At 55.4% G+C, this 13,732-nt stretch carries 13 protein-coding genes; all 13 read left to right on the forward strand.

Annotated features, from left to right (window positions below; translation table 11 throughout):
* Positions 1 to 22: 22 nt before the first annotated feature.
* The 13 genes from trpD to cysC all read left to right on the forward strand — a co-directional run bounded on the left by trpD (position 23) and on the right by cysC (position 12,868).
* Positions 23 to 1,069 (forward strand): anthranilate phosphoribosyltransferase, encoded by a 1,047-nt coding sequence (trpD, locus tag J4772_RS10960; protein ID WP_209075222.1) that lies wholly within the window; start codon positions 23 to 25, stop codon positions 1,067 to 1,069.
* Complete coding sequence (trpC, locus tag J4772_RS10965) at positions 1,059 to 1,865, forward strand: indole-3-glycerol phosphate synthase TrpC (protein WP_209075223.1); 807 nt, start codon at positions 1,059 to 1,061, stop codon at positions 1,863 to 1,865. The genes trpD and trpC overlap by 11 nt, the downstream gene beginning before the upstream one ends.
* The gene (locus J4772_RS10970) at positions 1,862 to 2,548 is read left to right on the forward strand and encodes a phosphoribosylanthranilate isomerase (protein WP_209075224.1); all 687 of its coding nucleotides are present in this window, start codon (positions 1,862 to 1,864) and stop codon (positions 2,546 to 2,548) included. Before trpC ends, J4772_RS10970 begins: the two co-directional genes overlap by 4 nt.
* Positions 2,545 to 3,750, forward strand: a complete 1,206-nt coding sequence (trpB, locus tag J4772_RS10975; protein WP_209075225.1) for a tryptophan synthase subunit beta — start codon at positions 2,545 to 2,547, stop codon at positions 3,748 to 3,750. The genes J4772_RS10970 and trpB overlap by 4 nt, the downstream gene beginning before the upstream one ends.
* Positions 3,747 to 4,580 carry a tryptophan synthase subunit alpha gene (gene trpA / locus J4772_RS10980; RefSeq protein WP_209075226.1) on the forward strand — a complete coding sequence of 278 codons (834 nt, stop codon included), beginning with the start codon at positions 3,747 to 3,749 and terminating at the stop codon, positions 4,578 to 4,580. The genes trpB and trpA overlap by 4 nt, the downstream gene beginning before the upstream one ends.
* 156 nt (positions 4,581 to 4,736) lie before the next feature.
* On the forward strand, positions 4,737 to 5,834 hold the full coding sequence (gene hisC / locus J4772_RS10985; RefSeq protein ID WP_209075227.1) for a histidinol-phosphate transaminase: 1,098 nt from the start codon (positions 4,737 to 4,739) through the stop codon (positions 5,832 to 5,834).
* Between the two features lie 4 nt (positions 5,835 to 5,838).
* Positions 5,839 to 6,984 (forward strand): prephenate dehydrogenase, encoded by a 1,146-nt coding sequence (locus J4772_RS10990; protein WP_116064456.1) that lies wholly within the window; start codon positions 5,839 to 5,841, stop codon positions 6,982 to 6,984.
* Positions 6,985 to 7,174: 190 nt separating this feature from the next.
* A complete protein-coding gene (locus tag J4772_RS10995) occupies positions 7,175 to 8,020 on the forward strand; it encodes an STM4015 family protein (protein ID WP_209075228.1) in 846 nt (281 codons plus the stop codon).
* A 2-nt stretch (positions 8,021 to 8,022) separates the two neighbouring features.
* Positions 8,023 to 9,240: an STM4014 family protein gene (locus tag J4772_RS11000; protein ID WP_209075229.1), complete on the forward strand. Its 1,218-nt coding sequence runs from the start codon at positions 8,023 to 8,025 to the stop codon at positions 9,238 to 9,240.
* Positions 9,228 to 10,013, forward strand: a complete 786-nt coding sequence (locus J4772_RS11005) for an STM4013/SEN3800 family hydrolase (protein WP_209075230.1) — start codon at positions 9,228 to 9,230, stop codon at positions 10,011 to 10,013. Before J4772_RS11000 ends, J4772_RS11005 begins: the two co-directional genes overlap by 13 nt.
* A gap of 16 nt (positions 10,014 to 10,029) precedes the next feature.
* Positions 10,030 to 11,370 (forward strand): STM4012 family radical SAM protein, encoded by a 1,341-nt coding sequence (locus tag J4772_RS11010; RefSeq protein WP_209075231.1) that lies wholly within the window; start codon positions 10,030 to 10,032, stop codon positions 11,368 to 11,370.
* Entirely contained in the window at positions 11,367 to 12,221 is an 855-nt protein-coding gene (locus J4772_RS11015; RefSeq protein ID WP_209075232.1) for an STM4011 family radical SAM protein, read from the forward strand. Before J4772_RS11010 ends, J4772_RS11015 begins: the two co-directional genes overlap by 4 nt.
* A 56-nt stretch (positions 12,222 to 12,277) precedes the next feature.
* Complete coding sequence (cysC, locus tag J4772_RS11020; protein ID WP_209075233.1) at positions 12,278 to 12,868, forward strand: adenylyl-sulfate kinase; 591 nt, start codon at positions 12,278 to 12,280, stop codon at positions 12,866 to 12,868.
* Positions 12,869 to 13,732: the final 864 nt, after the last annotated feature.

Below are 13,732 nucleotides of genomic sequence, written 5' to 3' on the forward strand. Positions count from 1 at the left end.
TCAAGAGGAGGACTTGGGCAAAATGAGCGAAACGATAGCATTGAGTTTGCCGCAGGCGCTCTCCAAGCTGATGAGCGGGGACGATTTGACGAGAGAAGAAGCGTTCGGCGTGATGACGACGATTATGAAGGGCGAAGCGACCCCGGCGCAAATTGGCGGCACCGTGATCGCGCTGCGGATGAAAGGCGAGACGCCGGATGAAATTCTCGGCTTCGCCGAGGCGATGCGGGCGGTCTCCAACCGGGTCGCGACCGAGCACAACAACCTGCTCGACACATGCGGGACGGGCGGCTCCGGCGTTCATAAGTTCAATATATCGACGGCCTCGGCGATCATCGCCTCCGCCGCAGGCGTTAGAGTCGCGAAGCACGGAAACCGCGCGATGTCGGGCAAGGCCGGCAGCGCCGATGTGCTGGAAGCTCTCGGCGTCAACATTAATCTGACGGCAGAGCAGGCGGCCGAATGTCTGGAGCAGACGGGAATCTGCTTTATGTTCGCGCAGCTCTACCATCCGGCGCTTAAGCATGCGGCGGCTCCGAGAAAAGAGCTGGGCGTGCGCACGATTTTTAATATGCTTGGACCGCTGGCCAATCCGGCCAGGGCGGACCGCCAAATGATCGGCTTGTATGATCGCTCCCGCACTTCGACAGTCGCTGAGGTGCTGTCCGGTCTCGGACTGAAGCGGGCGATGGTCGTCGGCAGTCATGACGGTCTGGACGAAATCAGCATTTCGGCGCCGACGCAGGTGTCGGAGCTGCGTAATGGCGAGGTCCTTACCTACGACATTACGCCCGAGGAAATCGGTCTGTCGACCGTCTCCCTGAAAGCCGTGCAAGGAGGCAACGCGATGGAGAACGCGCACATCATTCGCCGCGTCCTGGGCGGAGAGAAGAGTGCGTATCGCGACATCGTACTGGCGAACGCGGGAGCTTGCATTTACGTTGCCGGACGCGCCGACTCGCTGAAGGATGGAGTGGCCGTGGCGGCCGAGACGATCGCATCGGGCCATGCCGCCGACAAACTGCAGCAATGGATTGCTACGACGGGAGAGTTGAGCCATGTTTCTTGATCGGATCGTCGCCACCAAACATCAAGAGGTGGAGACGCTTAAACAAACGCTGTCGATATCCGAAGCGGAGAAGCGGATCGCCGAGCTTCCAGCCTGTAAGGGCTTCGAGCGAGCGCTTGTCGGCCGCAACCGTCCGGTCGGGTTGATCGCGGAAGTCAAGAAGGCCAGTCCCTCCAAAGGACTGATCCGTCCGGATTTCCATCCTGTCAGTCTGGCCCAGGCGTACGAGCGCGCCGGAACCGACTGCATTTCCGTGCTGACGGATGTCGACTACTTCCAGGGAAGCAACGATTACTTGACGGAAATCCGTAGTCAGGTTAAAGTTCCTTTGTTGCGCAAAGATTTTACGATCGACGAGCGGCAGATTTACGAAGCGAGATTGATCGGCGCGGATGCGATTTTGCTGATTGCGGCCATTCTGACTCCGAAGCAGCTCGCGGATTTCCATACGCTTGGACGCGACCTCGGCCTGGATGTGCTTGTGGAGGTGCATAATCGTCCGGAACTCGAGACGGTGCTGGAATTTGGGCAAGCGACGCTTATCGGGGTCAACAACCGCGATTTGAAAACGTTCGTTACCGATCTGTCCGTCACGGAACAGTTAATCGGGCTCATGCCGTCCGGGGTCGTTGCGGTCAGCGAGAGCGCGATCGCAACGACGGACGATGCTGCTTATGTTCGCAAGGCGGGAGCGCAGGCGGTGCTGATCGGCGAGCATTTTATGCGTCAGCCGATCGTCGAGGACGCGGTGAACGCGCTACTCGGACCTGCGCTGAAAGAAGGCGCAACGCAATGACGGACGAGCGCAAGGCGGCAGAACGGTCGACTGCCGTGAAAATATGCGGGATCAAAGAGGAAGCGACCTTGCGGGGCATGGCGGGATTGCAAGTCGACTATATCGGCTTTGTGTTTGCCAAGAGTCGTCGGCAGGTGACGCCGGAGCGGGCCGCCCAGCTCCAAGAGGAAGCGCGGCGCGTTTCGATGGCGAGAGGCAAACCGCCGCTTACCGTCGGCGTGTTCGTCAATCCGACGCTTGAGCAGCTTGCGCAGACGTTAGCCGTTGTGCCGCTGGATGTCGTGCAGCTTCATGGCGAAGAGACGCCGGAGTTTGCGCGCGAGGTGCGGGAGCGTCTATCCGTCGACGTATGGCGGGCGCTGTCGGTGGGGGACGAGGATTCGGCCGAAGGAGCGGCGCGTCTGCAAGCCTATGCCGGCGTTGTGTCGACAGTGCTGCTGGATACGGCGGGCGGAGGAACGGGAAAAACTTTTCGCTGGGACGTGATTCCGGCTTATCAGCAAGCAGCTGCCGACAGCGGACTGAGATTGTTTGTTGCGGGCGGACTGTCCCCGGACAACGCGGACGAGCTCGTCGCAACATATCGGCCCGCAGGCGTCGACATCTCCAGCGGCGTGGAGACCGACGGGGCGAAGGACATCGGTAAAATCGCCGCATTTGCAGAAAGGGTGAACTACGCATGAGTCAAGTGCCGGATCAGCACGGACGCTTCGGTCCGTTCGGCGGAAAATATGTGCCTGAAACGTTAATGAACGCCTTGATCGAGCTGGAGGACGCTTATCAGAAATATAAGGACGATCCGGAATTTCTGGAAGAGGTCCGCTATTTGCTTAAGCAGTATTCCGGGCGGCCAACTCCGCTGTACTATGCGGAGAGGTTGTCCAACCAACTCGGCGGCGCGAAAATATATCTCAAGCGCGAGGATTTGAATCACACCGGAGCGCACAAGATCAACAATACGATCGGACAAGCTGTGTTGGCGAAGCGGATGGGGAAGAAAAAGGTCATCGCCGAGACGGGCGCAGGCCAACACGGCGTCGCCACGGCTACGGTAGCCGCTTTGATGGGGCTGGAGTGCAAGGTGTTTATGGGCGAGGAGGATACGAAGCGCCAGCAGCTTAACGTGTTCCGCATGAAGCTGCTCGGCTCCGAGGTCATTCCCGTGCTGTCGGGAACCCGCACTTTAAAGGATGCTTGCAACGAAACGCTGCGTTACTGGGTCAGCCACGTTGAAGATACGTATTACATTCTCGGCTCCGTAACCGGACCGCATCCTTATCCGATGATGGTCCGCGACTTCCAGCGGATTATCGGTCTTGAGTCTCGCGAGCAAATTCTCGAAGCCGAAGGCCGTCTGCCCGATGTTGTCGTGGCGGCGGTCGGCGGAGGCAGCAATGCGATCGGGATGTTCCATCCGTTCATCGGGGACAAGAGCGTTCGTCTTCTGGGCGTGGAAGCGGCCGGTCGAGGCGTCGACACGGAAGAGCATGCGGCGACGATGACCAAGGGTCGTCCGGGCGTTTTCCAAGGTTCGATGAGCTATGTCCTGCAGGACGAAGGCGGGCAAGTGCTGCCGGCTCACTCGATCTCCGCCGGACTCGACTATCCGGGCATCGGGCCGGAGCACGCGTATCTGAAGGATACGGAGCGAGCGGAATATGTGCCGATTACCGACAAGGAGGCGCTTGACGCGCTGTCCACGTTATCCCGTACGGAAGGCATAATCCCGGCGCTGGAATCGGCACATGCGATCGCGCAAGTGCTTAAAATCGCGCCGACGATGAGCAAGGACGAAATTATCGTCGTCAGCCTGTCGGGACGCGGGGACAAAGACGTGGAATCGATCATGTCGTATTTGGCGAATGAGGAGGGGCAATCGTTATGAGCGCGACCAATGCGATCGACGCGGTATTCGCGAGGTTGAAGGAAACGGGCGAGACGGCGCTTATTCCGTTCATGACGATGGGCGATCCCGACCTCGAAACTTCTGTCGAGCTGTTGCAAGCGGCCGAAGAAGCGGGAGCGCACATGATCGAGCTGGGCATTCCCTATTCCGACCCGCTCGCGGACGGACCGGTCATTCAACGGGCGTCCGAACGCGCCCTGCGCAACCGGATCAGCCTGCTGGATTGCATGTCCGTCGCTTCCAAAGCAAGGGAGCGCGGCGTGAAGCTGCCGTTCATTTTGTTTACTTATTTTAATCCGGTGCTGCAGCTTGGGCTTGAGCGTTACTTTGAACTGCTCAAGGAGCATGGCTTCAGCGGCATGATCATCCCCGATCTGCCGCTGGAGGAAGACGGCGAAGTTCGCGCTTTGGCGGAAGCAAGCGGGATCCATCTTATTCCGCTCGTTGCGCCGACCTCGGAAGCTCGGGTTGAGCGAATCGCCGCCAGAGCCCAAGGCTTCGTCTATTGCGTCTCCTCGCTTGGCGTGACGGGCGTACGCTCCTCTTTCCACGAGGGCATCGATTCGTTCCTGGCTTCGGTGCGCAAGGCGGCGAGCGTGCCGATCTGCGTCGGCTTCGGCATCTCGAATCGCGAGCAGGCGGAGCGCTTTGCCGGCCAATGCGACGGCGTGATTGTCGGAAGCGCCATCGTGCGCCAGGTAGAACAGGCGCTGCCGCTGCTGACGTCCGAGCAAGCGGGCGAACGGGAGCGCGGTCTGGCCTCCGTTCGCGATTTTATCGCCGATCTGAAGCCGCGCGTCACGGCCTGATCCCATCATTTTTTACGGGAAAAAGCCAAAAGGCACCTGTACAGCACCGCGTTGGTGTGTCACAATAGAAGCACTATAATTTTACGGAGCGACTGATGTCCCGCTAGCGGCGGGACAGGCAGCGCTCCGTTTGCCGTATCTTTAGGAGGGACAGCGATGCAACCGAAACCGAATATTGTCCACTTGCCGGTGTATCAGCCGGGCAAGCCGGTAGAAGACGTAAAGAGAGAGCTGGGCTTGACCGAAGTAATCAAGCTGGCGTCCAACGAAAATCCGTTCGGCTGCTCGCCGAAAGCGAAGGAAGCGATTGCCCGCGAACTCGAAAATATGAGCATCTACCCGGACGGAGCCGCCGTGGAGCTGACGAACGCATTGGCCAAGCATCATGGGGTGAATCCGGATCAGGTCATTTTCGGAGCGGGCTCCGACGAGATCATTCTGATGATTTGCCGCGCGTTCCTGCAGCCGGGGGACGAGACAGTGATGGCGGATCAGACGTTCCCGCAATATAAGCACAATGTGACGATCGAGAACGCGAAGTCGATCGAGGTGCCGCTTAAAGAAGGCACTCACGACCTCTATTCGATGCTGGAACAGGTAAACGAGAAGACGAAAATCGTCTGGATCTGCAACCCGAACAATCCGACCGGAACAATCAATACGGCGGATGAGGTGGAGTGGTTTCTATCCAAGGTGCCAAGCCATGTGCTTGTCGTGCTTGACGAAGCTTACTGCGAATATCTCGACGATCCTTCCTTCCCGGACGGAATCAAGCTGCTGCAAAAATACCCGAACGTCGTCGTACTCAGAACATTCTCGAAAATTTACGGACTCGCTTCGCTCCGCATCGGTTACGGCATCGGACAGCCCGACGTCATCCGCAGCATCAATCAGGTGCGCGAGCCGTTTAATACGTCCCGGATGGGTCAGGCGGCTGCGCTGGCAGCGCTGCAGGACGTGGAATTTATCGCCTTCTGCCGCGAAGAGAACAAGAAGGGGCTGGCCTATTTCCGTCAAGCGTTCGAAGATTTGGGCTTAAAAGCGTTCCCGGCGTACGGAAACTTCATTATGGTCGACGTGCAACGTCCGGGTCAGGAAGTGTTCGAGGCGCTGCTTCGCAAAGGCGTTATTATTAGAGCCGGGCATAAGCAATATCCGACGAGCGTGCGAATTACGGTCGGCAATGCGGAGCAAAATGCGAAAGTGGTCGCCGCGCTAACTGCGGTTCTAAAAGAAATCGCGGTAAAGGTGTGACGGTATGAGCGGAGAGTTTAGCGACTTTACGGACTTTAGCGATTTTGATGAAGCGAATCCGATTCGCATCGCCATCTTCGGCGTCGGCTTAATCGGCGGCTCGCTGGCATTATGCTTCAAGGGCAAACCGGGCGTGCACGTCGTCGGACACTCGATCAATGCGGCGTCGACGGAGAAATATGTGGCGCTCGGAGTTGTGGATTCGGCCACGACTTCGCTGGCGGAGGCGGCCCAGGACGCCGATTTTATTTTCCTGTGCGTGCCGGTCGGGCGTTTGGAGGAGTACGTGGACGAGCTGTCCAAGCTGCCGCTTAAGCGCGGCTGTATCATCTCCGACGTTGGCAGTACGAAAGCTTCCGTTGTGCATCATGCCGACAAACTGGGCTTGCGGGGCGCCGTCTTTATCGGGGGACACCCGATGGCGGGCTCGGAGCGTTCGGGCGTCGAAGCAGCCAGTTATTATTTGCTGGAAAACGCCTATTACGTGCTTACGCCGACGGCGGAAACGCCGCCCGAGTATGTCGGCAAGCTGGAACGGCTGCTTAAGCATACGCGCGCGCACATCGTTAAAACCGATGCCGTGCAGCACGACGACATCGTCGGCGCGATCAGCCATCTTCCGCATATCGTCGCCGTTGCGCTGGTCAATCAGATCGCCGGGTATAACGAGTCGAACGAGCTGTACATGCGGCTGGCGGCCGGCGGTTTCCGCGACATTACGCGCATCGCGTCCAGCGATCCGGTTATATGGCGCGACATTTTGCTAAACAATCGCGACGTTATGCTAAAGCTCGTTCGCGATTGGCAGGGCGAAATGGAGCGTTTCGCGGCGCTGCTGGAACGGGAGGACGGCGAGGGGATTGCCGAACAGTTCCGCTCGGCAGGGGTTTTCCGCAGCCAGCTTCCGGAGCGGCGCAAAGGCATGATAACTTCGCTGTTCGAATGCTACGTCGATGTGCCGGACCATCCGGGCATTATCGGCAAGATCGCGACAGAGCTCGGGCAGGCGAAGATCAACTTGAGCAATCTGCAAATTATCGAGAGCCGAGAAGACGTGCCGGGTATCATGCGGCTGTCGTTTAAGCAAGCCGACGATCTGGACAGGGCGACAGCGTTGCTCAAATCGCTCAATTACGACGTTCATATGTGATCGTTTGATCAAGATGAGCATCCCGCTAATGCGCGGAATCGGCATTTGCCGTTTTCGTCGTGGCGGGGTGCTCTTTTTTTATGCGCGAATAAGAAGCATGTTGTCAGCATTAAGTGAGTAAATTTGAAATTTCCATATCCGGCTTTTATAATGAACGAAGTATTCGCATTCATTCTCAGGAGGGATCGTCATGTCCGAATGTAAACTGTTTGTCGATTATGATCAACACGAGAATGGAGTCCAGATCGTAGATTTAATAGAGAAGCTGGCCGACAGTCCAGAGAGCGCGCAGCTCGAAAGTCTCATTATCGGCGACTGGGGCGGCGCCTACGAGCATGATTCGAGCCCGGTTGTCGAGTCGCTAGTTCGCTTGAAGGACCGTTTTCCGCAGCTGCGCCGTTTGTTTATTGGCGATATGTCTTACGAGGAATGCGAAGTCTCCTGGATTAATCAATCCAATATCGGACCGATTTTGACCGCTTATCCTGAACTGACATCGTTGACGATCAAAGGGAGCACGGGCCTCAGCCTTGATCCCGCCCGTCACGACAAGCTGGAGGAGCTTGTCATTATTTGCGGCGGACTGGGCAAAGAGGTTATCGCCAGCATTAGCGAAGGAAGCTTCAAGAGCTTGAAAAAGCTGGAATTGTATTTGGGGGTAGAGGATTACGGTTTTGACGGCGGTCTGGAAGACGTTCTCCCGCTGATCGAACCCGGCAAATTCCCGCAGCTTACTTATCTCGGCCTCAAGGATAGCGAGATTCAAGATGAAATCGCGATTGCCGTAGCGAACGCTCCGATTGTCGATCAATTACATACGTTAGACCTCTCCATGGGCACATTGTCGGATGAGGGAGCAGAAGCTCTCCTTCAGAGCGAGAAGGTCAAGAAGCTGGATTTTCTTGATCTAAGCTACCATTATATGTCCGATAAAATGATGAAGCGTTGGCAGGAGTCGGGCATTAAAGCGGATATTAGCGATCATCAGGGCGACGCAGAAGATGAGGATTATCGTTATCCTTCCTTGACGGAATAACGATGAAAGCGATGATTATCATCGGCAATTCCGACAACAGAAGAACGAACGGACTGCAAGCGGCGAGAGCTCGGCTGGGGTTGCCCCCAGCCTTTGTTTTAGATTACATCGATGTGCTGCAGGGAAAATCATCCTTGCGTTCGCTTGCCGAGCGGTTGAGGCAAACAACGGATGAACCGCCGCTGCTGCGGATCGACGCGCCGGGGGAGCATTTTGAAGTCGAGAGAGAGCTGATTGCGCTTGGCGCTTCCGATGCGGATCGCCCCGGTCTCGGTGACCTCGACGATCGCTGGCTAATGACGGAGGGCAAAGCGCCGTTTCAACCTGTTTCATCGCGGGCTGCCCGCAGCATGAAGGAAATCAAGGGCAAGCTGTATCATCCATCCCAGTGGTTTCGCGGGTATTGCCGTTTGCTGTCGCAGTTGGAACGGGAAGCCGGGCAACTGTGGACCGAGCCGTGTTGGATGAACGCTCCTGAAGACATTGCGGCCATGTTCGATAAGAGGCTTACGCATCGGTTGTTATCGTCCGCCGCTTTGCCTGTGCCGAGAAGATTGGCTGCTCCGGAAGCGCTCCCGGATTACGATGCTCTGCGCGAGGCGATGGATAGCGAGAGAGTGCGCCGGCTGTTTATAAAACTCGCAACAGGCTCGGGAGCCTGCGGCGTAATCGCTTATCAAGTCAATCCGGTTACAGGGGCGGAATCGGCGGTCACGACAATCGGCGTGGAAAACTATGCGGCCAAACCTCCGTTATTTTATAACGTCAAAAAGCTGGTGAACTACACCGAGCAGCGTTCCATCCGTCAAATCGTCAACTGGGTATTGGGGCATGGCGCACATGTGGAGCAATGGATTCCGAAGGCCGCTTATCAGAATCGCACGTTCGATATCCGGCAGCTTGTCGTGTCCGGTAAGTCGTGTCATAGCATCGCCAGGGCAAGCAAAACACCAATAACGAATTTGCATCTAGACAGTCAGCGTTTGAGTTTAGGCGAGGTTGGCTTGTCCGAAGAACTGCAAGCTTCCGTACGCCAATGCGCCGAACAGACGTTAGCGGTATTTCCGCGTTCTGCCGTTGCCGGTATCGACGTGTTGCTCAGCAGCGGCTCCTATCGGCCTTTTGTGCTGGATGTGAATCCGTTTGGCGATTTGCTCTATGATTGCTACTACGAAGGATCGAATCCTTACGAATGGGAAATGAAATCATGTTTAATATGAACGAAATTGTAGGCAGTCACGATCTTCTCATGATTACATTGGACACGCTGCGCTATGACGCGGCAGTCCTGGAGGAGAAGAATTGCCCGAATTTGTGTGGCGGCGGGCATTGGGAGCTGCGGCATACGCCGGGCAGCTTTACTTATGCGGCTCATCACGCTTTTTTTGGCGGATTTCTGCCGACTCTGGCGACCAAGAACAAATCGGAACACGTGCGTCTGTTTCATTCGAAGAATACGGGATTAAAGACGCATCCGCATACATGGCAATTTGATTCGACCGATCTCGTATCCGGGCTGCAGGCGGAAGGCTACCGTACGATTTGCATTGGCGGCGTCATTTTTTTCACCAAAAAAGTTCCGCTGGCCAAAGTGCTCCCCGGCTATTTTCGGGAGAGCTACTGGCGAATGACGTTCGGAGTGACGAATCCGCGCTCGACCGAACATCAGGTCAACCATGCGCTCAAGCTGCTGCAAAATGCGGATCAGGGTCAGCGTCTGTTTCTGTTTATGAACGTATCGGCGATTCATGGACCGAATCATTATTTCGTGCCGGGTGCGAAAGTGGACTCGGTTGAGACGCAGCGAGCGGCGCTTCGCTATGCGGACGGTGAGCTCGGTCGGCTGTTTCAGGCTTTCAGAGAACGGGAACGACCCGTATTTTGTATGGTATTCTCCGATCATGGCACCGCTTATGGCGAAGACGGCTATCACGGCCATAGGTTGGCGCATGAGGTCGTATGGAATGTGCCTTATCGGGAATTTATTTTGTAAGGGGAGAGGGATTACGATGAACCAAGTAGACCATTTACGCAGTTGGAAGGATCATCTGACCTCGGAGCCTTATCGCTCTTATTTGTACTCTTATCCGCACAAAACCGCCTATCGAACATTGGAGACGAAGCTGCCGGTTTCCGAGCTATGGAGCCGGGAGCTAGCGGATACGTTCTTTTTATATATGCATATTCCGTTTTGCGGGGCTCGTTGCGGCTTTTGCAATTTGTTCACTTTACCTGACAAAAGAGCGGACGTACACGCCGAATACGTGGATGCTCTGGAAAGACAAGCCGCACAGTGGGCTCCGTTCATTCGGAGCAAGCCGATCGCCAGGTTTGCCGTCGGTGGAGGAACTCCGACTTTGCTCGTCCCCGAACAGCTTGATCGATTGTTTCATATTGCCCAGCATGTTGTAGGCATGGACCCGTCTCATGCTTCCATCTCGGTAGAAACCTCTCCCGAAACGGTAACTCCCGACCGCTTGGCTATTTTAAAAAATAGGCAAGTCGACCGGGTCAGTATGGGCATTCAAAGCTTCGTCGAGTCCGAAGCGGAAGCAATCTACCGTCCGCAGAAGCCGCAGGAAGTGGAAACGGCTTTGAAGCTGCTCAAGCAGCAGCAATTTCCGATTCTCAATCTGGATTTGATCTATGGACTCCCCGGTCAGACGCTCCAGTCCTGGATGTATTCGCTAGATCGGGCGCTTTCTTACGAGCCGGAGGAAGTGTTTATTTATCCGCTGTATACGCGGGAGCATACGATTGTCAAGCCGGAGCAGATCAGACAGAGCGGCGAGGATCGGAGGTTGGAGCTTTATAAGGCGGCGCGGGAGCGGTTGCTGGAGCGAGGGTATACTCAGTATTCGATGCGCAGGTTCGCCAAAGCGGAAGCCGGCTCGGACAAAACGTTGCTTTCTTACGGCTGCCACGACGAAGGTATGATCGGACTCGGTTGCGGAGCGCGCTCTTATACGAATACGGTCCATTACTCCTCGCGCTACAGCGTGGGACGCTCCGCCACGGCGAGCATTATTGCCGATTATGTGGCTCAGAACGATTACAGCTATGCCGATTACGGGGTTGTGCTTAGCAAGGACGACCAACAGCGCCGTTTTATTCTGAAATCGTTGCTTCATACGGAAGGCTTGGCGCTGGACGGCTATGCGGAGCGGTTCACGGCGTCGGCTCTCGCCGATTATCCCGAACTGAACCAACTCCTGGATACCGAGCTTGCCGCGATTGAGAATGGTACGCTGCGGCTCACGTCGGAAGGGCTGATGTATTCCGATGCGATCGGGGATTGGTTCATCTCGCCGGAAATACGGGAGCTTATGGAAAGCTGCGTGGTCTCATGATAGCGACGGTTTATTTTCGCGGGAGCTTAATCTCCTGCAATTACGACTGCCCGTACTGCCCTTTCAGCAAAAACATCGATAGCAGGGAAACTTTGGCTAAAGATCGGTTGCAGGTTCACACCTTCGTGGATTGGGTAAAGGATCAGGAGAAGAGCGGGCATCAGTTGTCCGTGTTTTTTAATCCTTATGGCGAAGGACTCACGCATCGCTGGTACAGGGAAGCAATGATTCAGCTGTCGCATATGCCGCATGTTCGTAAAGTCGCGATCCAGACCAACCTCTCTGCCAGCCTCGATTGGACAGATGATTTAAACCCGGCGACGGCCGCATTTTGGGCAACCTACCATCCCGGTCAGACGAAGGAAGAGCGATTTGTGCAGCAATGCGGTGAGCTCTATCGGCGGAAAATTCCGTTTAGCGTAGGCTGCGTCGGCGTCAAGAGCGCGTTCCAGGCGATTTCATCCGTTCGTGAGGCATTGCCTGAAGATGTGTACCTGTGGGTGAACGCCTATAAAGATCAAGCCGATTATTATTCGGACGAGGATTTGGCGTTTTTGACACGTATGGACCCTCATTTTGCGCTTAATGTGCAAAATTATGACAGCATGGGCAAGTCGTGTCGTGCCGGGCAACAAGTGTTTTACGTTCAGGGAGACGGCCGCGTGAAGCATTGCTACAAGGATCGTCAGGTAATCGGGAATTTGTACAGGGACGGTCTGGAGGGAATATCGAAGGAACGTCCGTGCCGGATGAAGCAATGCGATTGTTATATCGGCTACATCCATATGGAGGGGCAAGCGTTTGAACCGATTTATGGGGAGCGCTTGCTTGAACGAATCGCTTTCATATAGAGGGGAGCAGCAGTTGGGCTTGTGCGCATTGGACGGAGGCAGGGGGAGAGGCGTCTATGGGGACAGATGAAGAGGCGGATGCCGAGATAGAGAGAAGGTTAACGGAGCTTTCCGGTTGGAAGGTGGCAGCGACAATATGGTTGACGGGACTTCCCAGCTCGGGGAAGACGACAACGGCATTCGCTCTTGCGGCGGCGCTTCGGGAAAGCGGCGTTAAGGTCGAATGTCTGGACGGTGACGAGCTTAGGCGCAAAGTCGGGCGTGAACTGGGGTTTAGCAGAGAGGACCGGCTGGAAAACATTCGCCGCGCCGTCTACATCAGCAAGCTGCTGAATCGCAACGGGGTTACGACGGTGATCTCGATGATTGCGCCCTATGCGGAAATGCGCGACTACGCGCGAGCCGAGTTGGAGTCCTACGTTGAAGTGTATGTGCATTGCCCGCTGGAGGAATGTATACGTCGGGACGTAAAAGGTTTATATGCCAAAGCGATCAAAGGCGAGATTGCTGCATTTACCGGAATTTCGGACATTTACGAGCCGCCGACCCATCCGGAAATCACGATCCATACCCATACCAACGGGGTCGAATCGAATGTACGACAAATTTTAGACTCCCTCGCGCGGATTGGTACAAATAGAAGCTAGTCTGCGGTAGTTCGGGCGGATAATCGCATAAATAGGAGCTAGCCTGCGGTATTTGGGTGGGGGGGATAAGTATAAAGGGGCTTGCCTGCGATTAGGGGGCGGATCGGTACAAATAGAAGCTAGTCTGCGACATTAGAGGGCGGACGCCGCTACGAGGAATCGGCGCATAAGGAAGCAGCAGTTTGCACTACCTCGGAAGTGGGAGATAAGACCGCCACACGGTCTTATTGGCCCGGTCCGGTGTCGGAAGAGGGAGATAAGCCCGCCACGCGGTCTTATTGGCTCGGTCCGGTGTCGGAAATGGGAGATAAGTCCGCCACGCGGCCTTATTGGCTCGATCTGATGTCGGAAGTGGGAGATAAGTCCGCCACACGGTCTTATTGGCCCGATCCGATGTCGGAAGTGAGAGATAAGCCCGCCACGCGGTCTTAATAAGCGATTGGGGAAGGCAAGCAGCCAATGAGAATAAGTGCCCGGCCCGCGCATATGCTGAAAAATGGGCAAAAAAAACCACCCCGGAGGGTGGCTGCACATTGTGCAAGGATTGGATAGGAGTGGAGAGAAACCATACTGTACTTTTATTATATGTATTCGTTTTCATTTTGTCAATAAGCGCTTACATTTTATTTTTGAAACGGTTTCATGACGGTTAAATGTAACTTCTCGCTCATTTGGTACGTCTTATTTTGTGCTGAGCGGCAATTCGATTGCGGATTCTTAATCCGCTGCGCTATTCGGACGCGAAAAACCATGCGATTCCTTAAGACAAACCGCCAATAATTTTGAGAAATTTTTAAGCACATAACCCTATTTCCTGTGTTACAATAGCATATAGTATTTGTAAAATACTGGCTCACCAAATTT

Source organism: Cohnella sp. LGH (assembly GCF_017671885.1).
GTDB classification, from domain to species: Bacteria; Bacillota; Bacilli; order Paenibacillales; family Paenibacillaceae; genus Cohnella; species Cohnella phaseoli.

Coding starts and splice junctions, on each gene's coding strand:
- J4772_RS11015 (WP_209075232.1), top strand. CDS start 11,367: ATGATAGCGACGGTTTATTTTCGCGGGAGCTTAATCTCCTGCAATTAC.
- trpA (WP_209075226.1), top strand. CDS start 3,747: ATGAGCGCGACCAATGCGATCGACGCGGTATTCGCGAGGTTGAAGGAA.
- J4772_RS11005 (WP_209075230.1), top strand. CDS start 9,228: ATGTTTAATATGAACGAAATTGTAGGCAGTCACGATCTTCTCATGATT.
- J4772_RS11000 (WP_209075229.1), top strand. CDS start 8,023: ATGAAAGCGATGATTATCATCGGCAATTCCGACAACAGAAGAACGAAC.
- J4772_RS10990 (WP_116064456.1), top strand. CDS start 5,839: ATGAGCGGAGAGTTTAGCGACTTTACGGACTTTAGCGATTTTGATGAA.
- trpB (WP_209075225.1), top strand. CDS start 2,545: ATGAGTCAAGTGCCGGATCAGCACGGACGCTTCGGTCCGTTCGGCGGA.
- J4772_RS10970 (WP_209075224.1), top strand. CDS start 1,862: ATGACGGACGAGCGCAAGGCGGCAGAACGGTCGACTGCCGTGAAAATA.
- J4772_RS10995 (WP_209075228.1), top strand. CDS start 7,175: ATGTCCGAATGTAAACTGTTTGTCGATTATGATCAACACGAGAATGGA.
- J4772_RS11010 (WP_209075231.1), top strand. CDS start 10,030: ATGAACCAAGTAGACCATTTACGCAGTTGGAAGGATCATCTGACCTCG.
- trpD (WP_209075222.1), top strand. CDS start 23: ATGAGCGAAACGATAGCATTGAGTTTGCCGCAGGCGCTCTCCAAGCTG.
- trpC (WP_209075223.1), top strand. CDS start 1,059: ATGTTTCTTGATCGGATCGTCGCCACCAAACATCAAGAGGTGGAGACG.
- cysC (WP_209075233.1), top strand. CDS start 12,278: ATGGGGACAGATGAAGAGGCGGATGCCGAGATAGAGAGAAGGTTAACG.
- hisC (WP_209075227.1), top strand. CDS start 4,737: ATGCAACCGAAACCGAATATTGTCCACTTGCCGGTGTATCAGCCGGGC.